Source organism: Aromatoleum petrolei (assembly GCF_017894385.1).
Lineage (GTDB): Bacteria > Pseudomonadota > Gammaproteobacteria > Burkholderiales > Rhodocyclaceae > Aromatoleum > Aromatoleum petrolei.
This window is the reverse complement of sequence record NZ_CP059560.1, coordinates 1,582,622-1,607,292: the sequence shown is the minus strand read 5'-3', so window position 1 is coordinate 1,607,292 and position 24,671 is coordinate 1,582,622. Positions and strand designations below refer to the sequence as shown.

The 24,671-nt window shown below is 62.7% G+C and carries 25 protein-coding genes and 2 tRNA genes; 25 read left to right on the top strand and 2 right to left on the bottom strand.

The window, feature by feature from the left end; all coding sequences use genetic code 11:
- Positions 1 to 127 precede the first annotated feature (127 nt).
- From rpsA to ToN1_RS07390, 8 genes are all read left to right on the top strand, one after another.
- A complete protein-coding gene (gene rpsA / locus ToN1_RS07425) occupies positions 128 to 1,804 on the top strand; it encodes a 30S ribosomal protein S1 (RefSeq protein ID WP_169207839.1) in 1,677 nt (558 codons plus the stop codon).
- A gap of 12 nt (positions 1,805 to 1,816) precedes the next feature.
- Entirely contained in the window at positions 1,817 to 2,101 is a 285-nt protein-coding gene (locus ToN1_RS07420) for an integration host factor subunit beta (protein ID WP_015437141.1), read from the top strand.
- 90 nt (positions 2,102 to 2,191) lie between these two features.
- Entirely contained in the window at positions 2,192 to 2,509 is a 318-nt protein-coding gene (locus ToN1_RS07415; protein ID WP_169207840.1) for a LapA family protein, read from the top strand.
- A 5-nt stretch (positions 2,510 to 2,514) separates the two neighbouring features.
- Positions 2,515 to 3,690, top strand: coding sequence for a lipopolysaccharide assembly protein LapB (gene lapB / locus ToN1_RS07410; protein WP_169207841.1), 1,176 nt, complete (start codon positions 2,515 to 2,517; stop codon positions 3,688 to 3,690).
- A gap of 75 nt (positions 3,691 to 3,765) precedes the next feature.
- A complete protein-coding gene (locus ToN1_RS07405; RefSeq protein WP_169207842.1) occupies positions 3,766 to 5,088 on the top strand; it encodes a UDP-glucose dehydrogenase family protein in 1,323 nt (440 codons plus the stop codon).
- Between the two features lie 109 nt (positions 5,089 to 5,197).
- Positions 5,198 to 6,088, top strand: coding sequence for a cysteine synthase CysM (cysM, locus tag ToN1_RS07400; protein WP_169207843.1), 891 nt, complete (start codon positions 5,198 to 5,200; stop codon positions 6,086 to 6,088).
- 22 nt (positions 6,089 to 6,110) lie between these two features.
- Positions 6,111 to 6,905: a 3'-5' exonuclease gene (locus ToN1_RS07395; protein ID WP_169207844.1), complete on the top strand. Its 795-nt coding sequence runs from the start codon at positions 6,111 to 6,113 to the stop codon at positions 6,903 to 6,905.
- 12 nt (positions 6,906 to 6,917) lie between these two features.
- Positions 6,918 to 7,160: a GlsB/YeaQ/YmgE family stress response membrane protein gene (locus ToN1_RS07390; protein WP_169207845.1), complete on the top strand. Its 243-nt coding sequence runs from the start codon at positions 6,918 to 6,920 to the stop codon at positions 7,158 to 7,160.
- A 78-nt stretch (positions 7,161 to 7,238) separates the two neighbouring features.
- Here the strand turns inward: ToN1_RS07390 and ToN1_RS07385 are convergent, their stop codons facing one another.
- The gene (locus ToN1_RS07385; RefSeq protein ID WP_169207846.1) at positions 7,239 to 8,966 is read right to left on the bottom strand and encodes a nitrite reductase; all 1,728 of its coding nucleotides are present in this window, start codon (positions 8,964 to 8,966) and stop codon (positions 7,239 to 7,241) included.
- A 142-nt stretch (positions 8,967 to 9,108) separates the two neighbouring features.
- Entirely contained in the window at positions 9,109 to 9,933 is an 825-nt protein-coding gene (gene cobA / locus ToN1_RS07380) for a uroporphyrinogen-III C-methyltransferase (protein ID WP_169207847.1), read from the bottom strand.
- Positions 9,934 to 10,212: 279 nt separating this feature from the next.
- Between cobA and ToN1_RS07375 the strand changes: the two genes are divergently transcribed.
- From ToN1_RS07375 to ToN1_RS07295, 17 genes are all read left to right on the top strand, one after another.
- Positions 10,213 to 10,521 carry a c-type cytochrome gene (locus tag ToN1_RS07375; protein ID WP_244861041.1) on the top strand — a complete coding sequence of 103 codons (309 nt, stop codon included), beginning with the start codon at positions 10,213 to 10,215 and terminating at the stop codon, positions 10,519 to 10,521.
- Between the two features lie 46 nt (positions 10,522 to 10,567).
- A complete protein-coding gene (locus ToN1_RS07370) occupies positions 10,568 to 11,752 on the top strand; it encodes a cytochrome D1 domain-containing protein (protein WP_169207849.1) in 1,185 nt (394 codons plus the stop codon).
- A 1-nt stretch (position 11,753) separates the two neighbouring features.
- Positions 11,754 to 12,815: a siroheme decarboxylase subunit beta gene (ahbB, locus tag ToN1_RS07365; RefSeq protein ID WP_169207850.1), complete on the top strand. Its 1,062-nt coding sequence runs from the start codon at positions 11,754 to 11,756 to the stop codon at positions 12,813 to 12,815.
- Positions 12,812 to 13,294, top strand: a complete 483-nt coding sequence (locus tag ToN1_RS07360; RefSeq protein WP_169207851.1) for an Lrp/AsnC family transcriptional regulator — start codon at positions 12,812 to 12,814, stop codon at positions 13,292 to 13,294. The genes ahbB (ToN1_RS07365) and ToN1_RS07360 overlap by 4 nt, the downstream gene beginning before the upstream one ends.
- On the top strand, positions 13,294 to 13,800 hold the full coding sequence (ahbB, locus tag ToN1_RS07355) for a siroheme decarboxylase subunit beta (RefSeq protein ID WP_169207852.1): 507 nt from the start codon (positions 13,294 to 13,296) through the stop codon (positions 13,798 to 13,800). The genes ToN1_RS07360 and ahbB (ToN1_RS07355) overlap by 1 nt, the downstream gene beginning before the upstream one ends.
- A gap of 89 nt (positions 13,801 to 13,889) precedes the next feature.
- Positions 13,890 to 15,095: a heme d1 biosynthesis radical SAM protein NirJ gene (gene nirJ / locus ToN1_RS07350; protein ID WP_169207853.1), complete on the top strand. Its 1,206-nt coding sequence runs from the start codon at positions 13,890 to 13,892 to the stop codon at positions 15,093 to 15,095.
- Positions 15,096 to 15,107: 12 nt separating this feature from the next.
- Complete coding sequence (locus ToN1_RS07345; RefSeq protein WP_169207854.1) at positions 15,108 to 16,700, top strand: nitrite reductase; 1,593 nt, start codon at positions 15,108 to 15,110, stop codon at positions 16,698 to 16,700.
- Positions 16,701 to 16,804: 104 nt separating this feature from the next.
- Positions 16,805 to 16,881, top strand: a tRNA-Val gene (locus ToN1_RS07340).
- A gap of 154 nt (positions 16,882 to 17,035) precedes the next feature.
- Complete coding sequence (gene thrS, locus ToN1_RS07335; protein WP_169207855.1) at positions 17,036 to 18,952, top strand: threonine--tRNA ligase; 1,917 nt, start codon at positions 17,036 to 17,038, stop codon at positions 18,950 to 18,952.
- 28 nt (positions 18,953 to 18,980) lie between these two features.
- On the top strand, positions 18,981 to 19,505 hold the full coding sequence (infC, locus tag ToN1_RS07330) for a translation initiation factor IF-3 (RefSeq protein WP_169207877.1): 525 nt from the start codon (positions 18,981 to 18,983) through the stop codon (positions 19,503 to 19,505).
- Positions 19,506 to 19,651: 146 nt separating this feature from the next.
- Complete coding sequence (rpmI, locus tag ToN1_RS07325; RefSeq protein WP_076602261.1) at positions 19,652 to 19,849, top strand: 50S ribosomal protein L35; 198 nt, start codon at positions 19,652 to 19,654, stop codon at positions 19,847 to 19,849.
- Between the two features lie 12 nt (positions 19,850 to 19,861).
- The gene (gene rplT, locus ToN1_RS07320; RefSeq protein WP_018988925.1) at positions 19,862 to 20,221 is read left to right on the top strand and encodes a 50S ribosomal protein L20; all 360 of its coding nucleotides are present in this window, start codon (positions 19,862 to 19,864) and stop codon (positions 20,219 to 20,221) included.
- A gap of 67 nt (positions 20,222 to 20,288) precedes the next feature.
- Positions 20,289 to 21,320 carry a phenylalanine--tRNA ligase subunit alpha gene (pheS, locus tag ToN1_RS07315; protein ID WP_169207856.1) on the top strand — a complete coding sequence of 344 codons (1,032 nt, stop codon included), beginning with the start codon at positions 20,289 to 20,291 and terminating at the stop codon, positions 21,318 to 21,320.
- A 7-nt stretch (positions 21,321 to 21,327) separates the two neighbouring features.
- Positions 21,328 to 23,706 carry a phenylalanine--tRNA ligase subunit beta gene (gene pheT, locus ToN1_RS07310; protein WP_169207857.1) on the top strand — a complete coding sequence of 793 codons (2,379 nt, stop codon included), beginning with the start codon at positions 21,328 to 21,330 and terminating at the stop codon, positions 23,704 to 23,706.
- A 7-nt stretch (positions 23,707 to 23,713) separates the two neighbouring features.
- Positions 23,714 to 24,025: an integration host factor subunit alpha gene (locus ToN1_RS07305; protein WP_076602264.1), complete on the top strand. Its 312-nt coding sequence runs from the start codon at positions 23,714 to 23,716 to the stop codon at positions 24,023 to 24,025.
- Positions 24,006 to 24,386 carry a MerR family transcriptional regulator gene (locus ToN1_RS07300; protein WP_169207858.1) on the top strand — a complete coding sequence of 127 codons (381 nt, stop codon included), beginning with the start codon at positions 24,006 to 24,008 and terminating at the stop codon, positions 24,384 to 24,386. The genes ToN1_RS07305 and ToN1_RS07300 overlap by 20 nt, the downstream gene beginning before the upstream one ends.
- A gap of 48 nt (positions 24,387 to 24,434) precedes the next feature.
- Positions 24,435 to 24,511 (top strand) — tRNA-Pro (locus tag ToN1_RS07295).
- The last annotated feature ends 160 nt before the right edge of the window (positions 24,512 to 24,671 follow it).

The window sequence follows — 24,671 nt, the reverse complement described above, 5'->3', positions numbered from 1 at the left end:
TGAAGGTGGGTCGCCGGCTCCGGATTCCGGGGCGATCCGTTCTTATCAATCTACCGCTGGTGGCCGCTTTCGGGCGGCTTTTGGATTTCAACTCCTTATGACCTCTGTTTCCTCCGTTTCCGATTCCATGGAAAATTTCGCCGCGCTGCTCGCCGAGAGTGAGGCCCGTCAGGACATGCGTCCTGGTGAAGTGATCACCGCCGAGGTGGTCAGCATCGACCACAACTTTGTGGTCGTGAATGCCGGCCTCAAGTCCGAGAGCTACGTTCCCATCGAGGAATTCCGCGACGACCGCGGTGAGCTCGAAGTCCAGGTTGGCGACTTCGTGCACGTCGCCATCGACGCCCTGGAAGACGGTTACGGCGAAACCCGCCTGTCGCGCGAGAAGGCCAAGCGCATCGCCGCGTGGAACGACCTCGAGAAGGCGCTCAACGAAGGCTCGCTGGTCAAGGGCCTGATCTCCGGTCGCGTGAAGGGCGGCCTGACCGTCATGACCAACAGCATCCGCGCCTTCCTTCCGGGTTCGCTGGTCGACATGCGTCCGGTCAAGGACACCACGCCGTACGAAGGCAAGGAATTCGAATTCAAGGTCATCAAGCTCGACCGCAAGCGCAACAACGTCGTCGTGTCCCGCCGTGCGGTGCTCGAGGAGACGATGGGCGAAGAGCGCGAAAAGCTGCTGGCCAACCTCAAGGAAGGTACGGTCGTCAAGGGTATCGTCAAGAACATTACCGACTACGGTGCGTTCGTCGACCTGGGCGGCATCGACGGCCTGCTGCACATCACCGATCTGGCGTGGCGTCGTGTGCGTCATCCGTCGGAAGTGCTCAACGTCGGTGACGAGATCGACGCCAAGGTCCTCAAGTTCGACCAGGAAAAGAACCGCGTCTCGCTGGGCCTCAAGCAGCTGGGCGAAGATCCGTGGGTCGGCATCGCTCGCCGCTACCCGCAGGGCACCCGTCTGTTCGGCAAGGTCACGAACATCACCGACTACGGCGCGTTTGTCGAAGTCGAGCAGGGTATCGAGGGCCTGGTCCACGTGTCCGAAATGGACTGGACCAACAAGAACATCCACCCGACCAAGGTTGTCCAGCTGGGCGACGAAGTCGAAGTGATGATCCTCGAGATCGACGAAGACCGTCGCCGCATCTCGCTGGGCATGAAGCAGTGCATGTCGAACCCGTGGGACGATTTCGCGATCAACCACAAGAAGGGCGACAAGGTGCGCGGCCAGATCAAGTCGATCACCGACTTCGGTGTGTTCATCGGTCTGGATGGTGGCATCGATGGCCTGGTGCACCTGTCGGATCTGTCGTGGAGCGATGCGGGCGAAGAGGCCGTGCGTCGCTTCAAGAAGGGCGACGAGGTCGAGGCCGTGGTGCTGGCGATCGACGTCGAGCGCGAGCGCATCTCGCTGGGCGTCAAGCAGCTGGAAGGCGACCCCTTCACCAACTTCATCGCCACCCACGAGAAGAACAGCCTCGTGCGCGGCACCGTGAAGTCGGTTGACGCTCGTGGCGCCGTGATCGCGCTGAACGAGGACGTCGAAGGCTACCTGCGTGCTTCGGAAGCAGCCGCTCACCGTGTCGACGATTTGACCACGGTGCTCAAGGACGGTCAGGAACTCGAGCTGATGATCATCAACGTGGACCGCAAGACCCGTTCGATCAACCTCTCGATCCGTGCCAAGGACCAGGCCGAACAGAGCGACGCGATGCAGAAGCTGGCTTCGGATACCGCCTCCAGCGGTACGACCAACCTGGGTGCGCTGCTGAAGGCCAAGCTGAACGAGCAGAAGCAGTAAATCTGATCGGTCATGACCAAATCGGAGCTGATTGCGAGGCTCGCGGCGCGTTTTCCGCAGCTCGTCGCAAAGGATGCCGATTACGCGGTCAAGATGGTGATCGATGCGATGTCCGATGCGCTCGCGCGCGGGGATCGCATCGAGATCCGCGGGTTTGGCAGCTTTGCGTTGAATTACCGCCCGCCGCGTGTCGGGCGTAATCCGAAATCGGGTGACAAGGTGCACGTGCCGGAGAAGTACGTGCCCCATTTCAAGGCAGGCAAGGAACTGCGCGAACGCGTGGATATCGCGGGTTGAGCGTGAAGTTTCTGAATTTGCCTCGTGATCGACAGGAAGGCGGCGTGAGCCGCCTTCTTTTTTGTCATCTGCTCGGGGATAATTCGAACCATGCGTATCCTCATGTGGTTCTTCCGCCTTCTGCTGTTCTTCCTGCTGTTCGGATTCGCAGTGAAGAACGACCATCTCGTCGGCCTCCAGTTCTTCTTCGGAAGTGCCTGGCAGTTGCCGCTCGTTTTCGTAATCCTGGTGACCTTCATTGCGGGCGCGCTGCTGGGGGTGACTGCCACCTTTGGTTCGCTGCTGCGCCAGCGCCGCGAGATCGGTCGCCTGCGCCGCCAGCTTGCCCGCGCCGAGCGGGACCGTCAGGCGGCCCCGAGCGTCACCGCCCCGCCCGCGTCCGACATGCAGGCACCGGAAACCTTCTGAAGCCGATGGACATTGAACTTTGGTGGTTTCTTGCCCTGCCGTTGTTTTTTGCGCTGGGCTGGCTGGCCGCGCGCATCGACATCCGTCAGGTCGTGCATGAGTCGCGCGCGCTGCCGCGATCCTACCTTTCGGGCCTGAACTTCCTGCTCAACGAACAGCAGGACAAGGCCATTGATGCGTTCATCGAGGCGGTGAAGATCGATCCACAGACGATCGAGCTGCACTTTGCGCTCGGCAGCCTGTTCCGGCGGCGCGGCGAGACCGACCGCGCGATACGCATGCACCAGAATCTCGTCGATCGCGAGGACCTGTCCGAGGAGCAGCGCCTTCAGGCCCTGGCCGAACTGGGTCAGGACTATCTCAAGGCGGGCCTGCTCGATCGCGCGGAAGCCGTGTTCGCGCAGTTGCGCAATTCCCGCCTCAACGATCTCGCTCTGCGTTATCTGCTGGAGATCTACCAGCAGGAGAAGGACTGGGCAAAGGCCGTGGAAGCGGCCAAAGCGCTGCCGGACCACGAGAGCGTGATGTGGCGCAAGGAGGTGGCGAACTTCTACTGCGAGCTCGCGACGTCGGCCCTCGCAAGTTCGAAGTGCGATGACACGCAAAAATATCTAGATGAGGCGTTCTCGATCAATCGCCGCTGTGTGCGCGCGAGCCTCGTCCAGGGGGACTTGCTGGCCGCGCAAGGGCGCTACGAGCAGGCGATCGACGTATGGAAACGCGTGGAGAGCCAAGACCCGATCTATCTGGCCCTTGTCGCCGAGCGCGTGATGGACGCACACGCGAAGCTGGGACGGGTCGAGCAGGGGCAGACGTTGTTGCGTTCCTGGCTTGAGCGGCATGCATCGCTGGATCTCCTCGACGAGGTCTTCCACTGGGAGCTGGAAAAAGAGGGGTCGCGCGCCGCCTACGATCTGGTGCGCGAGGAATTGCGTCGCAATCCGACTTTGCTGGGTCTCGACAAACTCCTCGAGGCCGCGCTGCTGCATGCGCCATCGGAGCAGCGCGGCGACATCGAGTTGGTGAAGCAGCTCATTCACGGCCATACGCGCAGGGTGGCGCGCTACCGTTGCGCCGAGTGCGGCTTCAAGGCGCGCCAGTTTCAGTGGCGTTGCCCTGCTTGCGGCGGTTGGGAGACTTACCCGCCGCGGCGTACCGAAGAGTACGATCTGGCGCCGTGAGCGCCGCGCTCTGATCTTGGTTTCCGGCGGTTCGCGCGATGCGGGCCGCTTTTGCATTTCGCGTGGGGTAAATTGATGAAGATCACCGTCGTCGGTACCGGCTATGTGGGGCTCGTCAGCGGGGCCTGTCTGGCCGATGTGGGTAACGACGTGCTGTGCCTGGACGTCGATCCAGCGAAGATCCGTACCCTCGAGGAGGGTGGGATCCCGATCCACGAACCTGGCCTGCTGGAGATCGTGCGGCGCAACGTCGCAGCGGGACGCCTTTCGTTTACGACCGATGTGGAATATGCGGCCAGGTTCGGCGCGATCCAGTTCATCGCGGTCGGCACTCCTCCGGACGAGGACGGCTCGGCGGACCTGCAGTACGTGCTGGCTGCGGCGCGGAACATCGGCCGTCACATGGACGGTTATCGGGTAGTGGTCAACAAGTCGACTGTGCCGGTGGGCACGGGTGACAAGGTTCGTGCTGCAATCGCCGCGGAACTCGGGGCGAGGGGAGCCGACCTTTCGTTCAGCGTCGTGTCGAACCCGGAGTTCCTGAAGGAAGGGGCTGCGGTCGAAGATTTCATGCGCCCGGACCGCATCATCGTGGGCGCGGAGGACGAGCGCGCGATCCAGTTGATGCGGGAACTCTACGGGCCGTTCCAGCGCAATCACGAGAAGCTGCTGGTGATGGACGTGCGCAGCGCCGAACTGACCAAGTACGCCGCGAATGCGATGCTTGCGACCCGCATCAGTTTCATGAACGAGCTGGCGAACTTGGCCGAGGTGCTGGGGGCCGACATCGAGTTGGTGCGTCAAGGCATAGGCTCGGATCCGCGCATCGGCTGGCACTTCCTGTACGCCGGCTGCGGCTATGGCGGGTCGTGTTTTCCGAAGGATGTGAAGGCGCTTGTCAGCACCGGACGCGAGCATGGGCGCGACCTGTTGATCCTGAACTCGGTCGAGCAGGCGAACGACGCGCAGAAGCTGCGATTGGTGGACAAGATCGTGGCGCGCTTCGGGCCCGATCTTTCGGGAATGCATTTTGGTTTGTGGGGGCTCGCCTTCAAGCCCAATACAGACGACATGCGCGATGCACCGAGCCGGGTTGTGATCGGCGAGCTGTTCCGCCGCGGCGCGACGGTCGCGGCCTACGATCCGGTGGCCATGAGCGAGGCGCGCCGCATTTTCGGCGACGACCCGCGGCTGCGGTACGTCGATCGTCCAATGGCGGCGCTCGAGGGGGCCGATGCGCTGGTGATCGTCACCGAGTGGAAGGAATTCCGGAGCCCCGATTTCGTCCGAGTCCGTGAGCTGCTGCGTCATCCGGTGGTCTTCGACGGTCGCAACATGTACGAGCCGGTGACGATGAAGCGTGCCGGCCTCGAATATCACGGGATCGGTAGAAGCTGACAGTTGCGTGCACCGACGACGCTATAAGCTTATACCGCGACGCAGGTTATCGATTCGGTGGGCGGCGGCTTAAGATCGGGGCGGATCAACCATTCCGGAACAAGGCAAGATGGAATTCAAGACGCTCGATGATTATGTAGGTCAGACTCCGCTGGTGCGCCTGCAGCGCATCGGCGCTGGCCGCAACAACGTGATCCTGGCCAAGCTCGAAGGCAACAATCCTGCCGGATCGGTGAAGGATCGTCCGGCAATGTCGATGATCGTGCATGCCGAGCGGCGCGGCGACATCCGTCCCGGCGATACCTTGATCGAAGCGACGAGCGGGAACACCGGCATCGCGCTCGCCATGGCGGCGGCAATCCGGGGCTACCGCATGATCCTCGTCATGCCGGAGAACCAGAGTGTGGAGCGTCGCCAGACGATGCGCGCCTTCGGCGCCGAACTGGTGCTGACACCTCGCGAGGGAGGCATGGAGATGGCGCGCGACGTCGCCGAGCGCATGCGTGATGAGGGCAAGGGCATCATCCTTGACCAGTTTGGCAATCCGGACAATCCCTTGGCGCATTACGAGGCGACCGGACCGGAGATCTGGGAGCAGACGGGCGGGCGTATCACCCACTTCGTGAGCAGCATGGGAACGACGGGTACGATCATGGGTTGCTCGCGCTTCCTGAAGGAAAAGAATCCCTCGACCAGCATCATCGGTTGCCAGCCCGAGGAGGGATCGCAGATCCCCGGCATCCGCAAGTGGCCGGAGGCCTATCTGCCGCGCATCTACGAGAAACCGCGGGTTGATGCGCTGGAGTACGTGAGCCAGGCCGATGCCGAGGAGATGACGCGGCGGCTCGCGCGGGAGGAGGGCATCTTCGCGGGGATTTCGTCGGGTGGGGCGATACACGTGGCCGTGCGTCTCGCCGCCAGGCTGGAGAATGCCGTGATCGTCTCAATCGTCTGCGACCGCGGTGACCGTTATCTGTCGACGGGCGTGTTTCCCGGCTGACGATCTTTCTGGAGACCAGCGCATGCCGGTGCTCGTGTTCGATATCGAAACCATTCCGGATGTGGCCGGCATCCGCGTGCTCAACGGGCTGCCCGATGAGCTCAGCGACTACGAGGTTGCCGAATTCGCTTTCCAGCAGCGCCGCGCCGTGGGCGGGAGCGATTTCCTGCAGCATCACCTCCAGCGCGTGGTGACGATTTCCTGCGCGTTGCGCGATGCGAATCAGTTCCGCGTGTTTTCGCTGTCGGAGCCGGACAGCTGCGAGGGAGAGATCATCCAGCGCTTCTTCGACGGCATCGAGCGTTACACGCCGCAGATCGTGTCGTGGAATGGCGGCGGGTTCGATCTGCCGGTCTTGCATTACCGGGGATTGCGACATGGGGTGTCCGCACCGCGCTACTGGGACCAAGGTGAAGGTGATTACCATGACTCGCGCGATTTCAAGTGGAACAACTACATTGGCCGCTATCACAGCCGACATCTAGACTTGATGGATTTGCTGGCGATGTACCAGCCGCGTGCGAATGCGCCGCTGGATGAGCTCGCCAAACTGATGGGATTCCCGGGCAAGCTCGGAATGGATGGTTCGGCGGTGTGGCCGGCCTGGCAGGAGGGGAGAATTGCCGAAATCCGCGACTACTGCGAGACCGATGTCGTGAATACCTATCTCGTGTATCTCGGTTTCCAGCGCATGCGTGGCCAGCTCGACACCGCGGCCTACGAGGCCGAGCTGGATGTCGTGCGCCAGTCCCTCGCGCGCATCGATGCGCCGCACTGGAAGGAATTTCTCGCCGCCTGGCCGGCGGCTCGCACATAGGGAGGTATCCGGATGTCCCTGATCGCCACCATCGTCATCGGTTTCATCGTCGGCTTGCTTGCCCGCCTGCTGCATCCGGGGAGGGACGGCCTCGGCATCATCATGACGACGCTGCTCGGAATTGGCGGCGCGATGCTCGCGGGCTACGGCGGCCAGTTTCTCGGCCTCTACCGCCCGGGCCAGCCCGCCGGCTTCGTCGGCTCGGTCATCGGCGCGATCGTGATCCTGTTTGTCGTCTCGCGCCTGAAGAAGTAAACGGCTGAATAAAAAAACGGCCAGCGCGAGGCTGGCCGTCGGTGTCGCTGACAGAAGCGGCCAGGCCGCCTCCCGCGCTTAGTAGACGTCGTGTTGCGTGTTGTACACGTTGAAGTGGCCCGTCGGTGTGATCAGCTTGGGATCCTTGATCACGGTCTTCAGCTCCAGGGTCTTGTCATCGACGATGACGATCGCCGACTCCTTGTCCTTTGCCGACCACACCGAGAACCAGACCTCGTTGCCGTCCTTGTTGTACTCGGGCTGCACCACGCGCTTGGCACCGTCGTCCTTCAGACCCGCCCAATCGCCGATCGGCAGAACCTTGTAGCCGCCCTGCAGGTTCTTCAGATCATACACGGCGACCGACTGGCTGACCTTGGCCTCCGGATGCAGCGGGTTATCCACATAAAGGTGGTTCGACTTCGGGTGCGTCTTGATGAACAGCGAACCGCCGCCCTGGCTCTTCAGGTTCTCGACGAGCTTCCACGCGTATTGCTTGTGGTTCTTCGGGTCGGTGCCGATCAGGGCGATCGATTCGTCGCCGAGGTGGCCGGTCGCCCACACCGGGCCATACTTCGGATGGACGAAATTGGCGCCGCGTCCCGGGTGCGGGATCTTGCCCACTTCAACCATGCCGGCGAGCTTGCCTTCCTTGGCGTCGATCGCGGCGATCTTGTTCGACTGGTTCGCGGCTACCATGAAGTAGCGCTTCGAGAGATCCCACCCTCCGTCATGCAGGAAACGTGCGGACCCGATCTCGGTCATCTTCAGGTTGGTGATGTCCGAGTAATCGACCATCATCGTCTTGCCGGTTTCCTTCACGTTGACGACGAACTCGGGCTTGAAGTGCGAGGCGACGATCGAGGCCACGCGCGGTTCGGGATGATATTCCTGCGTATCCACCGTGAGGCCGCGGGTGGACACGATCTTGAGCGGCTCGAGCGTGTCGCCGTTCATGATCACGAACTGCGGCGGCCAGTACGCGCCGGCGATCGCCAGCTTGTCCTCGTATCCCTTGAACTTCGACGTGTCCACCGAACGCGCTTCGAGACCGATGCGGATTTCGGCAACGTTGTCGGGCTTTTCCATCCACAGATCGATCATATTGACGCGGGCGTCGCGACCGATCACGAAGAGGTAGCGACCTGATGCCGAGATGCGGGAGATATGCACCGCATAACCGGTCTTGACGATATTGATGATCTTCTTCGTGTCGCCGTCGATCAGCGCCACTTCCCCACTGTCGCGCAGCGTGGTCGAGAAGATGTTGGAGATGTTGTAGTTGTTCATCTTCTTCTTCGGCCGCTGCTCGGGCGGAACGATGACCTTCCACGTCTGTTTCATGTCGGCCATGCCGAACTCCGGCGGGGTGGGCGCCGTCTGCTGGATATAGCGCGCCATCAGGTCGACTTCGTCGTCGGTGAGTTCGCCGGAGGTGCCCCAGTTTGGCATGCCTGCCGGCGATCCGTACTTGATGAAGACCTTCAGGTATTCGCTGCCGCGCGCCAACGTGATGTCGGGTGTAAGCGGCTTTCCGGTCGCGCCCTTGCGCAACACGCCGTGGCAGCCGGCACAGCGCTGGAAGTAGATGTTGCGGGCCTTGTCGAATTCGGCCTTGCTCATCTTGGGAGCGTCAGGGTTGCTGTCCTTGTACAGGTCCACATCGGCCAACGGCGAGCCGCCAGCCTGATACTTGGCCTCAGCCTCGCCGATGTGCTTTGGCTCTTCCGCAAAGGCCTGTGCGATGGCCAGCGGCATGCTGGCGAGGATGATTGCGCCGGACAGCCATTTACCTTGCTTACTCATTGCGATCTCCCTTCTGAAAGATGTCGTGTGGAAAGCCTTGCAGAAGCGAAGACTGATCCTCATCCGACTGCAAATCCTTAACCTCGATCAAATTGGGGTCTTAGTCAATACGTCTATGACGTGATCACTGTGCGCGGGCCGTTCAAGCCGTGAGCGCGAGTTCCTCGTGCTGCGAAATCTGGCCTAGGAGACCATGCAGTGAAACGATAGAGCCGACCATGATCAGCGCAGGTGACTTTATTCCGGCGCGCTTCACGGCTCCCGCAAGACGATCGACCCGGTCCGTAAGCGTGATCTGGCGACTGGTCGTGCCGGCGTGGACCACGGCGGCCGGCGTGTCGCGTGGAAGGCCGTGGGCGATGAGTTCGCAGCAGATGATGTCGAGTGCGCCCAGACCCATGTAGATGACCACCGTCTGATTTGGGCGTGCGAGTGCTGGCCAGTCCAGGTTCACGCTACCGTCCTTGAGATGGCCGGTCGTAAACACCACCGAGCGCGCGTGATCCCGATGGGTCAGGGGCATGCCCGTACAGGCAGAGATGCCGCAGGCGGCCGTGATGCCCGGCACGACCTCGCACGCGACGCCGTGGTCGACCAGTTCCTCCATCTCCTCGCCGCCGCGTCCGAACATGAAAGGGTCACCGCCCTTGAGCCGCACGACATCGACGCCGGAGCGTGCGAGTTCGACGAGAAGACCGTTGATCTGGTCCTGTGGCAGTGCATGGTTACCCGATTCCTTGCCCACGTATATAAGCCGTGCGTTGCGATTGACCAGTGCAAGGACGCCTTTGCCGACGAGATGGTCATAGACGACCACTTTCGCATGTTCGATCAGGCGCGCCGCCTTCAGTGTGAGCAGGTCCGGATCGCCGGGGCCGGCGCCGACCAGGTAGACCTTGCCGACGGAGCGGAATGCGTTGCCGACGCTGCACTGCCTCGGGTCGGTGACGCCGTTGTGCGTGCTCATGGGTGGCTCTCCAGGATGCCGCGTGGATCAGTGCCCGCGCGGCAGGTTCTTGTTGGCAAACAGCTGAATCGCGCCGACACTGTATCCCTACGTCTCGTCCGGGAAATTAACCGATATCAAGGATCGCAGAATGCCGTGCGCTTGATACTTGCCTCGCCGATTCTGATGCCGGTCCCTTTGATTCGGGAGCGTGGGATAAGGCGGGTGTGCCAATTTTCAGGAGTTCGCGGCGTGATGAGTTGGGTGTTCCGGACGATGACCTTCGCATTGGTGGTGTCGATGCCGACCATGCCCGCATTCGCTCAGCAGACGGCACCTCAGCCAGAGCGGGTGCGCGAATTGGTGCATCTGGTGCGCCAGGACTGCGGCTCCTGTCACGGACTCACGCTGCAGGGCGGATTGGGACCGGCGCTGACGGTGGCGGCCCTGCGCGAGAAGCCGCGCGACAGCCTTGTCGCCACCATCCTTGGCGGCCGCCCCGGCACGCCGATGCCGCCCTTCCGAGGCATCGTCGTGGAGGACGAGGCAGCGTGGATTGTCGAGCGACTTCAAGAAGGTTTTCCGGTAGATGCGGGTGCCGCGCGTTGAGCGGGGTTCCAGCATCCCTGCGTTTCGGATATGAGATGAGGGACCAATGCTGCATCTGATCGTGAAATACATGTGGTGGATTCCGGTAGTGGTGCTCTTGTCGGCATGTGCGACGCAGCCGCCGCTGCGTGGCACTGGCGACCTCGGGATCGTAATCGAGCGCGCGACGGGGCAGGTGCAGGTGATCGAGACATCCGGCCGCAGCTCGCTCGCGCAGGTTTCGGGACTCGGCGACCTCTCGCATGCGTCGGTCGTCTTTTCCCGCGACGGGCGATATGCCTATGTGTTCGGGCGCGACGGCGGGCTCACCAAGGTCGATCTGCTCACCGCCAGGATCGTCGGGCGCGTCGTGCAGGCGGGCAATTCGATCGGCGGGGCCGTCTCGCAGGATGGTCGCCTGGTGGTGGCGCAGAATTACGAACCCGGTGGGATCAAGGCCTTCGACGCCGACACGCTGGAACTCGTGGCCGACGTTCCGGCCGAATTCGGTTCGGAGGGCAAGCGCTCGAAAGTGGTCGGTCTCGCCGACTTGCCGGGCAATCGCTTCATCTATTCGCTCTTCGACGCGAACGAAATCCGCGTCACCGATCTCTCCGACCCGAGGAATCCGAAGACGGAGCGCTATCCGGCCGGAAAGCAGCCCTATGATGCCTTGGTCACCCCGGACGGCCGCTACTATATTGCGGGCCTGTTTGGTGAGGACGGCCTGTCCATGCTTGATCTCTGGCAGCCCGGGCAGGGCGTGCATACGATCCTGCCCGGCTACGGTCGCGGTGAACAGGCGCTGCCGGTGTACAAGATGCCGCATTTGCGCGGCTGGGCGGTCGCCGCCGGACGTGCCTATCTGCCGGCGATCGGCCGGCATGAGGTCCTCGTTGTCGAGCTCGGGAGCTGGAAGGAAGTTGCCCGCATTCCGGTGAAAAGCCAGCCCGTGTTCGTCATGGCGCGGCCGGACGGGCGCGAGGTGTGGGTGAATTTCGCCTTTCCGGACAACGGCTGGATGCAGGTCATCGACACCTTCACTAACCGGCTCGTAGATAGTTTCCAGCCGGGCCGCGCGATCCTGCATCTGGAATTCACGCCCAAGGGCGAGGCGGTATGGATCTCCGCGCGCGACGACAACAAGGTTGCGATATACGACACCCGCAGCCGTCAGAAGATCACTGAACTTCCCGCTGCCAGTCCGAGCGGAATTTTCTTTACCAGCCGCGCGTTCCGCACGGGGTTCTGATATGGGTTGTCATGGCGCACATGCGGTCGAACCCGAAGCGACGCAGATCCCCGTTACCGTAGCCGGTTCAAGCATCTTCCGCCTCCTCAACGACTTCCAGCGCGGTTTTCCGCTTGTAGATCGACCCTTTGCGGCGCTTGCGGCCGCATGTGGCCTGCGCGAAGACGAGGTGTTGGATGCACTTCACGCATGGCGGGCGTCGGGCGTCATCAGTCGCGTCGGCGCGGTGTTCGCTCCGCGCCGCATCGGCGCCAGCGCCTTGGCTGCACTCGCCGCACCGGCCGAAAGGCTCGAGGAGATCGCCGCTCGCGTCAGCGCGGTTGCCGAGGTCAATCACAATTACCAGCGCGAGCACGCGTACAACCTGTGGTTCGTCGTCACCGCGGCATCGTCGGGACGGTTGCAGGACATCGTCGCCGGCATTGAGCGGGACACGCGCTGTGGCGTGATCGTGTTGCCGTTGGAAGAGGAGTTCCACATCGATCTCGGCTTCGATCTGACTGGTGGCGGCGCGGCACGCGGGGGAAGCCGGGACGCGGTCATCTTGGCGCAGCCGATTGCGACGGAGGCTTGTGCGTTGCCGGGGCTGGAGCGCGAGCTGATGCGCGCGCTGCAGGACGGCCTGCCACTCGAGTCGCGTCCGTTCGATGCGTTGGGGCGCAGGGCCGGGATCAGCGAGGCGATGGTCATCGAATTGCTTGAGCGCTGGCTCGCCGAGGGCATCGTCAAGCGCTTCGGGATCGTCGTGCGCCATCACGAACTCGGTTTTCATGCCAACGCAATGTGCGTCTGGGACGTTCCGGACGAGGGGGTGAGCCGCGTCGGCCGCCTGCTCGCAGCCGAGCAGGCGGTCACGTTGTGCTATCGCCGCCGGCGTGTGCTGCCCGGCTGGCCTTACAATCTTTTCTGCATGATACATGGGCGTTCGCGCGAGGCCGTCCACGCGGCACGTGCCGACATTGCGGCGCGGCTCGGCCTCGACCGCTGGGCGCACGATGTGCTCTTCAGTTGCCGCCGCTTCAAGCAGCAGGGGGCCTGTTACCTGACGGACGCCAGTCGATGAGCGAGCGCCGCACTTCTCGCGCGACGTCTGTGGTGCTCGACAACATCGACCGCGCGCTGATCAACGCGCTGCAAGGCGATTTCCCGCTATCACAGCGACCGTTCGCCGACGTCGGGGCACGTCTTGGGCTCCCGGAGGAGGAGGTCCTCAGGCGTCTGCAGCGGCTCCTCGACGAGCGCGTGCTGACACGCTTCGGCCCCATGTTCCAGATCGAGCGCATCGGCGGGGCGTTCTGCCTTGCTGCGATGAGCATCCCCGAAGCGGACTTCGACCGTGTGGCCGCGCAGGTCAATGATTTTCCCGAAGTTGCGCACAACTACCGGCGCGAACACGCTCTCAACATGTGGTTCGTGCTCGCTACCGAGCGGCCCGACGGCATTGCCGACAGCGCGCGCCGCATCGAGGCGGCGACGGGGGTGCCCGTGTTCCTGTTTCCGAAGGAGCGCGAGTACTTCGTCGAAATGAAGCTGGAGGCGTGATGGCCAGGACCGCAGCAGACGAATTGGAGCGCCGCATCATCGTCGCGACCCAGGGAGGACTGCCCCTTGTGTCCGATCCTTGGGGTACGGTCGCGCGCGACCTCGGGATTACCCCGGAAGAACTGCTCGCGCAAATCCGGTCCATGCTCGATCGCGGTGTGATCCGGCGCATCGGCGCCGTGCCGAACCATTACGCCATCGGTTACACCGCCAACGGCATGAGCGTGTGGGATGTCGCCGACGGAACGATCGACGCCGTCGGTGAGTGGTTGGGTTCGCTTGCCGCCGTTACACATTGCTATCGCAGGCCGCGCAGCCTTCCTGACTGGCCCTACAACCTGTTCGCGATGCTCCACGGCCGCAGTCATGACGCCGTGCGTGCCGAACTCGAAGACATCGCTGCCCGGCTCGAGGCGCGCTTCCCGGGGGCTTGCCGTGCCCGCGACGTGCTGTTCTCGTCAGCGATCCTAAAAAAAACCGGCCTGCGCATCGCCGCATCGGGCTGATCCCCTCTGGCGGTTTCAGCCCGCTTGATGAGCGTCATTTCTGTGCCCGCATGTCCGCGCTCTAATGGCCGGGACCTCGGAGAGAAACCATGTTCCGCATCTCGAACTTCATTCGCGAACTCGACCACCCGACGCCCGTCGCGCCGCGCCGTAATCCGCCCGGCCCCGTCGTCATCTGGAACCTGATCCGACGCTGCAACCTCACCTGCAAGCACTGCTATTCGATCTCGGCCGACAAGGATTTCCCCGGCGAGCTGTCGACCGCCGATGTCTTCCGCGTCATGGACGACCTCAAGGCCTTCCGTGTGCCGGTGCTGATCCTCTCCGGTGGTGAGCCGCTGCTGCGGCCCGATATCTTCGAGATCGGCCGGCGTGCGAAGGGAATGGGCTTCTATGTCGGGCTGTCCAGTAACGGCACGCTGATCGACGAAGGCAATATCGACAAGATTGCCGATACCGGCTTCGACTATGTCGGGGTCAGCCTGGACGGTATCGGAGCAACGCACGACAAGTTCCGGCGCCTGGAAGGCGCCTTCGAGGCCTCGATGGCGGGCATTCGCCTGTGCCTCGCACGAGGCATCAAGGTCGGCGTGCGCTACACGATGACCGAGGACAACGCGTACGACCTGCCGGCGCTACTGCGCCTCGTCGAGGACGAAGGCATCGACAAGTTCTATTTCTCGCACCTCAACTACGCCGGCCGCGGCAACAAGCACCGCGCAGACGACGCCCGACACCAGACCACGCGCGACGCGATGGAGCTGCTTTTCGAAACCTGCCTCGACCTGCATCGGCGTGGTATCGAAAAGGACTTCGTCACCGGCAACAACGATGCCGACGGCGTCTATCTGCTGCACTGGGTCGCCCGACGCTTTCCGGAACATGTCGAGCATATTCGCGGCAAACTCGCGCAGTGGGGCGGCAACGCTAGCGGCGTGAACGTCGCCAACATCGACAACCTCGGCGTCGTCCATCCCGACACCATGTGGTGGCACGTGCCGCTCGGCAACGTCCGCGAGCGAAAGTTCTCGGAGATCTGGAGCGATCTTGCCAATCCGCTGATGGCAGGACTCAAGCAGCATCCGCGGACCCTGTCCGGACGCTGCGGTGCCTGCCGATACCTCGATATCTGCAACGGCAGCTCGCGCGTGCGGGCGCAGCAGATTACCGGCGACCCTTGGGCCGAGGATCCCGGCTGCTACCTGGACGACACCGAAATCGGCATTGCAGCGGGCGAGGTCGTCGGCGAGCGTGTCGTGACCACCCCTTTCGTTCCGCAGCGGCGCACCGCCTGATCCGGGGGCACCATGAAATCCATGCACGCGCTAGCGTCGCCCATCCGCCGCATCCTGATCCTGTCCGGTTTTCTCGTCGGCGCGGCGCTCGCGCTGCATGCTGCCGACTCTAAGGGAGAGGACGGCCCGGCAGCGCTCTATCGGCAGCACTGCGCCGCCTGTCACGGCCCCGACCGGCTCGGCGCCACCGGTCCCGCGCTGCTGCCTGAAAACCTCGCCCGCCTGCGCAAGGAGGAGGCGGCGACGGTGGTGCGCGACGGCCGCACTGCAACGCAGATGTTGCCCTTCGGCGCCCTGATCCCACAAGAGCAGATCGCCGCACTCGTGTCCTGGATATACACCCCCGTGGTTCCCGCGCCGAGCTGGAGCGAGGCCGACATCCGCGCCTCGCGCATCGCCCATGTCGATGCGGCCTCGCTCCCCGCTAAGCCGGTGTTCGATGCCGATCCGCTGAACCTCTTCCTCGTCGTTGAAACCGGTGATCACCACGTCTCGGTGCTTGATGGCGACAAGCTCGAGCCCATCCATCGTTTCCAGAGCCGCCTTGCGCTGCACGGTGGCCCGAAGTTCACCGCCGACGGTCGCTACGTGTTTTTCGCCTCCCGCGACGGCTGGATCACGAAGTACGACCTGTGGAACCTCAGGGTCGTCACCGAGATTCGCGCCGGCATCAATACGCGTAACATCGCCGTGTCGCCCGACGGCAAGCACGTCGCCGTTGCCAACTACCTGCCGCACACCCTCGTGTTGCTCGACGGCGAACTGAATCTGCTCAAGTCCATCCCCGTCACCGACCGCGACGGCAAGACGAGTTCGCGCGTGTCGGCCGTCTACGAGGCCACCTCGCGCAACAGCTTCGTCGCTGCGCTCAAGGACGTCCCGGAGATCTGGGAGATCAGCTACGATCGCCACGCCGAGGACATTCCCGCTGGCTACGTGCACGACTTCAAGTACCGTGAAGGCGCTTTCGTCCCGGGCTACCTCAATCCGCGCCGCACCACGCTCGCCGATCCGCTCGATGACTTCTTCTTCACCCAGGACTATTCGACCGTCCTCGGTGCCTCACGCGAGGGGGTAGGGCAGGTCGTGCATCTCGACGTGCGGCGCAAGATTGCCGACCTGGCCCTTGACGGCATGCCTCATCTCGGCTCCGGCATCTCGTGGGACTGGCAGGGTCGGCGCGTGATGGCGAGCACCAACCTGAAGGCCGCCGAAGTCACGGTCATCGATCTCAAGGATTGGAGCGTTGTGAAGCGCATCCCCACACGTGGGCCGGGCTTTTTCCTGCGCAGTCACGAGAACAGTCGTTACGCATTCGTCGATTCGATGATGAGTCGCGAAGCCAAGAACACACTGCAGGTCATCGACAAGCAGACCCTCGAGATCGTCCGGGAGCTTAAGGCCGCACCCGGGCAGACCCTCGCGCACATCGAATTCACTCGCGACGGCCGCTACGCGCTTGCGAGCCTGTGGGAGATGGACGGTGCGTTGATCGTCTATGATGCCAGGACGCTGGAGGAGGTGAAGCGTCTGCCGATGAAGAAACCGGTCGGCAAGTACAACGTCTGGAACAAGATCACGCGCGAGGAAGGCACCAGTCATTGAATGGCCGGGAATGAGGCCGGATCGACCGGGCCACGTTTTCGAAGAAATTTTCATAAGGGTGTTGCGCACCTCGAATATGGTGCCTATAATGCGCAGCTCTTAGCAGGCGCGTAGCTCAGCTGGTTAGAGCACCACCTTGACATGGTGGGGGTCGTTGGTTCGAGTCCAATCGCGCCTACCAACGTATGGAGCAGGAAGATGTTCTTCCGAACTACTACTGAAGCCGGAAACTGAAAAGTCGGGCTCCGCTGTAGTGTTCCAGGAAAAAAGTGCGGCCCGTCCGCACTTTTTTTTCGTCCACGTTTTTTGTAACTCCTGTCCGAGGCCTAGAGATCATGCCGAACATCACGCTCCCTGACGGTTCCGTACGCAGTTTTGACCATCCGGTGACCGTGCTGGAGGTGGCTGCGTCGATTGGCGCCGGACTGGCGAAGGCGTCCCTTGCCGGCAAAGTCGACGGCAAGCTCGTCGATGTCTCGCATCGCATCGAGAATGACGCGTCGCTCGCGATCGTTACCGACAAGAGCGAAGAGGGCGTGGAGATCATCCGCCACTCGACGGCTCACCTGCTGGCGCATGCGGTGAAGGAGCTCTTCCCGGACGCGCAGGTCACGATCGGGCCCGTGATCGAAAATGGCTTCTACTACGACTTCTCGTACAAGCGCCCCTTTACTCCCGAAGATCTCGAGAGCATCGAAAAGCGCATGGCCGAACTCGCCAAGCGCGAGATCTCCGTCGCGCGCGAAGTATGGTCGCGCGACAAGGCGGTCGAGTTCTTCAAGTCGCAGGGCGAGAACTACAAGGCCGAGATCATCGCGTCGATCCCGCAGGGCGAGGACGTTTCGCTCTATCGCCAGGGCGACTTCATCGATCTGTGCCGCGGCCCCCATGTGCCGTCGACGGGCAAGCTCAAGGTCTTCAAGCTGACCAAGCTTGCGGGCGCCTACTGGCGTGGCGATTCGAAGAACGAGATGCTCCAGCGCGTCTATGGCACCGCTTGGGCGAAGAAGGAAGACCTCGAAAGCTATCTCCATATGCTCGAGGAAGCCGAGAAGCGCGACCATCGCAAGCTCGGCCGTCTGCTCGACCTCTTTCACCTGCAGGAAGAGGCGCCCGGCATGGTGTTCTGGCATGCCAACGGCTGGACGCTGTGGCAGCAGGTAGAGCAGTACATGCGCCGCACGATCCTCGACAACGGCTACCAGGAGGTGAAGACGCCGCAGATCGTCGATCGCTCGCTGTGGGAGAAGTCCGGTCACTGGGGTATGTACTCCGACCTCATGTTTACGACGCAGTCGGAGAAGCGCGACTACGCTGTGAAACCGATGAACTGTCCGTGCCACATCCAGATCTTCAACCAAGGGCTGAAGAGCTACCGAGACCTGCCGTTGCGGATGGCCGAATTCGGCTCCTGCCATCGCAACGAGCCTTCCGGCTCGCTGCACGGCATCATGCGTGTGCGCAATTTCGTGCAGGACGATGCTCACATCTTCTGCGCCGAAGATCAGGTGCAGTCCGAATCGGCGGCGTTCATTAGCCTGCTCCAGAAGGTCTATGCGGATTTCGGCTTCAACGACATCCTGATCAAGCTGTCGACGCGGCCGGACAAGCGCGTCGGTACCGACGAGCAGTGGGATGCGGCCGAGGCGGCGCTTGCTGCCGCGCTCGATGCGCAGGGCCTCGCCTATGAGCTGCAGCCGGGCGAAGGCGCTTTCTACGGGCCGAAGATCGAGTTCTCCTTGAAGGACTGTCTCAATCGCGTGTGGCAATGCGGCACGCTGCAGCTCGACTTCAATCTTCCGGTCCGTCTCGGAGCCGAATATGTCGCCGAGGACAATACGAAGAAATTCCCCGTGATGCTGCATCGTGCGATCCTCGGCTCGCTCGAGCGCTTCATCGGCATTCTCATCGAGCACTTCGCCGGGGCCCTGCCGCTGTGGCTCTCGCCGGTGCAGGCGGTCGTGCTGAATATCTCGGAAGGGCAGTCGGAGTATGCGACGGAAGTCACGAAACGCTTGAAGCGGGCGGGTTTCCGGATCGAGGCGGATTTGCGTAACGAGAAGATTACCTATAAAATACGCGAACATAGCGTGCACAAGCTACCCTACCAGATCGTCATCGGCGAAAAGGAAAAGGCAGCAGGCCTCGTTGCCGTGCGTGCCCGAGGGGGCCAGGATCTTGGCCAGATGACCCTCGATACCCTGATCGAGCGTTGGCAGCGCGAAGTGGAAGCGCGGTCGGCCTCGATTTGATTTTTTGGCATTCGTGGAGAACTGAACCATCGCTCAAGAAAAAAAGCAGCGCGTCAATGAGGAGATCAGCGCGCCCGAAGTTCGTCTGCTCGGTGAAGAGGGCGAACCGATCGGTATTGTTTCCCTGAGAACGGCTCTCGAGGCTGCGGAAGAAGCAGGTCTCGATCTTGTCGAAATCGCGCCGATGGCGCAGCCGCCCGTATGTCGGGTTATGGATTTCGGCAAGTTCAAGTACCAGGAACAGAAAAAGGCCCACGAAGCCAAGCTCAAGCAGAAACAGGTGCAGATCAAGGAGGTCAAGCTCCGGCCTGCCACCGACGAAAACGACTACCAGATCAAGTTGCGCAACCTCAAGCGCTTCCTTGAAGAAGGTGACAAGTGCAAGGTGACGCTGCGTTTCCGCGGTCGGGAAATGGCGCACCAGGAATTCGGTCTGCGTCAGCTCGAGCGGATCAAGGCCGATCTGGAAGAGCAGGGTCAGGTCGAGCAGATGCCCAAGATGGAAGGGCGTCAGATGGTCATGGTTATCGCCCCGATCAAGAAGAATCGCTGATCGCGGCTGCAGGATCTGTCTCCCGTCCCCGGGTGGGAGGCAAACCCCGGCGTAAGTTTTGTGTGCCGGAAAACAAGTGGTGTCGGGTTGAAAATGCGCCGCATGGCGACGCTACCTGATGTCATTCATAAACTTTGGAGTTAGCAATGCCGAAGATGAAGACCAAGAGCGGGGCCGCGAAGCGGTTCAAGGTCCGCTCGAGCGGTGGGATCAAGCGGTCCCAGGCGTTCAAGCGCCACATCCTTACCAAGAAGACCACCAAGAGCAAGCGCCAGCTGCGCGGCATGACGGAAGTCCACGCCGCCGACGAGAAGCTGATTCGCGCCATGCTGCCGTACGCTTGATAGGAGACCGCAATGCCCCGAGTTAAACGTGGTGTAACCGCCCGCGCGCGTCACAAGAAGGTTCTCGATCAGGCCAAGGGTTACCGCGGCCGTCGCAAGAACGTATACCGCATCGCCAAACAGGCGGTGATGAAGGCCGGTCAGTATGCCTACCGTGACCGTCGTCAGCGCAAGCGCCAGTTCCGCGCCCTGTGGATCGCCCGTATCAACGCCGCTGCGCGTGAAGTGGGTCTGACCTACAGCACCTTCATGAACGGTCTGAAGAAGGCCGCCATCGAAGTCGATCGCAAGGTGCTGGCCGACCTGGCCGTCTTCGACAAGCCCGCCTTTGCGGCGCTTGCAGACCAGGCCCGGGCCAAACTCGCTGCGTAATCAAACGCAGCACGAAAAAAGGAGGCCTGGCCTCCTTTTTTTTTCCTGAATTTTCCACGGCAGGCAAATGGATAAGCTCGATCAACTCGTTCAACAGGCTGCGGCCGAGTTCGCCGCGGCAGCGGACGGCGTCCAGCTCGAACAGGCCAAGGCGCGCTTTCTCGGCAAGACGGGCGTGCTCACCGAACAGCTCAAGGGGCTCGGAAAACTCGCGCCCGAAGAGCGCCGCGCAGCCGGTGCCGAGATCAACCGCGCCAAGGACGCGATCGAGGCGGCGCTCGAAGCCCGCCGCAATGCCCTGCGCGAAGCCGCCCTGCTCGCCCAGCTGGCCGCCGAAGCGCTCGATGTGACGCTTCCCGGTCGCGGAAGCTCGGTCGGCGGGTTGCACCCGGTGAGTCGCACGCTGGAACGCATCGAAGGCCTCTTCCGCTCGATCGGATTCGTTGTTGCCGACGGCCCCGAGATCGAGACTGACTGGCACAACTTCACCGCGCTCAACACGCCGGAAAACCACCCGGCGCGTTCCATGCACGACACCTTCTACCTCGAAGGCAACGACGAGGTGTTGCTGCGAACGCATACCAGTCCCGTGCAGGTGCGCGCGATGCTCGATCACGCTGCTCGCCATGCCGGAGCCGAGCACTTGCCCGAGCTGCGCATCATTGCGCCCGGCCGGGTGTATCGCGTCGATTCGGACGCCACGCATTCGCCGATGTTTCACCAGGTCGAAGGCCTATGGGTCGGCGAGAACGTCAGCTTCGCGGACCTCAAGGGCGTGATCGCCGACTTCCTGCGCAAGTTCTTCGAAACCGAAGATCTGCAGGTGCGCTTCCGTCCCTCCTTCTTCCCGTTCACCGAGCCCAGTGCCGAGATCGACGTCGCGTTCATGAGCGGCGCGCTCAAGGGGCGCTGGCTCGAGATCGCCGGCTGCGGCATGGTGCATCCGAACGTGCTGCGTTTTGGCGGCATCGACCCCGAACGCTACACGGGCTTTGCCTTCGGCATGGGGCCGGACCGCCTCACGATGCTGCGCTATGGGGTCAACGATCTGCGCCTGTTCTTTGAAGGCGACCTGCGCTTCTTGAGCCAATTCAGGTAATCGAATCATGCAATTCTCGGAACAGTGGCTGCGGAGCCTCGTCAATCCTCCGCTCGACAGTGAGGCGCTCGGACATCTCCTGACGATGGCCGGCCTTGAGGTGGAAGAGTCCGCGCCGGTTGCGCCGCCCTTTACCGGCGTCGTCGTCGCCCGCATCGTCGAGGCGGAAAAACATCCCAATGCCGACAAGCTCAAGCTGTGCAAGGTCGACGCCGGGCAGGGCGAACTGCTGCAGATCGTCTGTGGCGCCCCCAATGCCGCCGTGGGCATGAAGGTCCCGTGCGCCATCGTCGGTGCGAAGCTGCCGGGCTTCGAGATCAAGGCCGCCAAGCTGCGTGGCGTGGAGTCCTTCGGCATGCTGTGTTCGGCTCGCGAGCTCGGGCTGTCCGAAGATCACTCCGGCTTGATGGATCTTCCCGAGGACGCGCCGATCGGCACGAACCTGCGCGACTACCTTGCGCTCGACGACACGCTGTTCACGATCAAGCTCACGCCCAACCGCTCCGACTGCCTGAGCCTGCTCGGGGTTGGACGCGAGGTCGCGGCGCTGACCGGGCAGCCCTTGTCGGCGCCGCAGATCGTGACGGTTCCGCCGACGATCGACGACCGTCGCGCCATCGTTCTGGATGCCCCGGCCGGGTGCCCGCGTTACTGTGGGCGCATCGTGCGCGGTGTCGATGCGAAGGCGCCGACGCCGGACTGGATGAAGCAGCGTCTGCAGCGTTGCGGCGTACGCTCGATCAGCGCGCTCGTCGATGTCACCAACTACGTGATGCTCGAGCTCGGTCAGCCCCTGCATGCTTTCGATGACTCGCGTCTGGCCGGTGCGATCCACGTGCGCTATCCGCGCGAGGGTGAGCAGGTGCTGTTGCTCAACGAGCAGACAGTGACCCCGGCGGCGGACACGCTGCTAATCGCGGACGAGGCGCGTGCGTTGGCGCTTGCGGGCATCATGGGCGGTGAGGAGAGCGGGATCACGCTTGAGACGACGGATATGTTCCTCGAGAGCGCCTTTTTCGCCCCCGATGCGATTGCGGGTCGGGCGCGCAACTACGGTTTCGTGTCCGACGCGTCGCACCGCTTCGAGCGCGGCGTGGACTTCGAGCTCGCCGCGGGTGCGATTGAGCGTGCGACCCAGTTGATCCTCGAGATCTGCGGCGGCGCAGCGGGGCCGGTGGTCGAGGCAGTCTCGAAAGAACATCTGCCAGCGCGCAAGCCGGTCCGTCTGCGCCCGGCACGCGCGCGCCGCCTGCTCGGCATCCGCCCCGATGACGCCGAGATTGTGAAGCTCCTCAGTGGAGTCCATCTCGGTGTCCGCCAGGAAGGGGAGGATCTGCTGGTCGAGCCTCCTTCCTTCCGTTTCGACATCGAGATCGAAGAGGATCTGATCGAGGAGATTGCGCGACTCTACGGCTACGACAACATCCCGGCCGTGCCTCCGCAGGGCGGTCTGGCGATGCTGGACCGTTCCGAGTCCGGCCGCAGTACCTGGGACGTCCGGCATCTGCTGGCCGGACGCGACTACCAAGAGGTCGTCAACTACGCATTCGTCGAAGAGGCGTGGGAGCGTGATTTCTGTGCCAACGAGACGCCGATCCGGCTTGCGAACCCGATTGCCAGCCAGATGAGCGTGATGCGCAGTAGTCTGGTTCCCGGGCTTGCCGGCACTCTCGTCGCCAACCGCAAGCGCCAACTTAACCGCGTGCGCGTGTTCGAGATCGGGCGCTGCTTTGAACGCAAGGCGGACGGTGAGCCTGTTGTGGGTTTCCATCAGCCGGTGCTTGTCGCCGGTCTCGCCGCCGGGCCGGCGCTGCCGGAGCAGTGGGGGGCGTCGACGCGCAACGTCGACTTCTATGATGTGAAGGGCGACGTCGAGGCGCTGTTCGCACCGCGCACCCTGAGGTTCGAGCCGGTATCCGACCCCGCACTTCATCCCGGCCGTGCCGCAGCGGTGCTGCTCGACGGGCGTCGCATCGGCGTCGTTGGTGAGCTGCATCCGGTGTGGGTGCAGCGTTACGACCTGGGTGCTGCGCCGGTAGTGTTCGAGTTCGACATGGATGCGGTGCTGCTCGCGGATCTGCCCGCGTATGTCGAGATCTCGCGGCAGCCCGCGGTCACCCGCGACCTCGCGCTTGTGGTCGAGCAGGCGCTGCCGGTGGGGCGCGTTATCGAGGTGCTGAACGAATCAGCGCCCGCCATGGTGAAGGGGGTCGAGCTCTTCGATGTGTACCATGGCAAGGGCATCGATCCGGGGAAAAAGAGCCTTGCGTTCAGGGTGTTGATGCAAGATACTCAGCGGACGCTTGAGGATGCAGAGGTGGATGCCGCAGTCACGGCGATTGTGCGCCACGCTGAAACTGTGCTCGGCGCCCGCTTGCGTGGATAGTCTTAGAATGAACGTGACCCTGACCAAAGCAGAGCTGGCCGACATGCTGTTCGAGCGTGTCGGCCTCAACAAGCGTGAAGCCAAGGACATGGTGGAAGGCTTCTTCGAGGAGATTCGCCTGGCTCTTGAGAAGGGCGAGTCGGTTAAGCTCTCCGGGTTCGGCAATTTCCAATTGCGCGACAAGCCGCAGCGGCCCGGACGCAATCCGAAGACGGGCGAGGAGATTCCGATCACCGCCCGCCGTGTGGTCACCTTCCATGCCAGTCAGAAGCTGAAGGCAGCCGTGGAGCAGCTGAGCGATGCAGGCAAGCAGCCATAACGAGGCCTCCGGGCCTCTGCCGCCGATTCCGGCCAAGCGCTACTTCACGATCGGTGAGGTAAGCGAGCTGTGTGCGGTGAAGCCGCATGTGCTGCGCTACTGGGAGCAGGAGTTCACTCAGCTCAAACCGGTGAAGCGGCGCGGCAATCGCCGCTACTACCAGCATCACGAAGTGCTGCTGGTGCGCCGCATCCGCGAGCTCCTGTACGACGAGGGCTTCACCATCTCGGGTGCGCGCAACAAGCTCGGCGAATCAGCAATCCATCAGCAGGAAGAGGCCGAGGAATCCGATCGGCTGCGTGAAACGCTCGCCGATGTGCGAGCGGAGATTGTTGCGACGCTCGCCGTGCTGAAAGCGTGATTTGGTGCTGGCAAATTCCGATTGTGCTGCTATAATGGCGGCTTGTGTCGGGGCGTAGCGCAGCCTGGTAGCGCACTTGCATGGGGTGCAAGGGGTCGCGAGTTCGAATCCCGCCGCCCCGACCAATAAATTCAAACAAGAACCGGCCGCTGGCCGGTTTTTGCTTTTCTGCACTCCGTCGGGCTGACCGGGTGACCGGGCGGGGGTGTGTCGGTGTGCTAAGATGCTTCGCCGCTTCTGCGATACATCCGGCCTCGCATCGTGGCTTGTATCCCTCCGAACGGA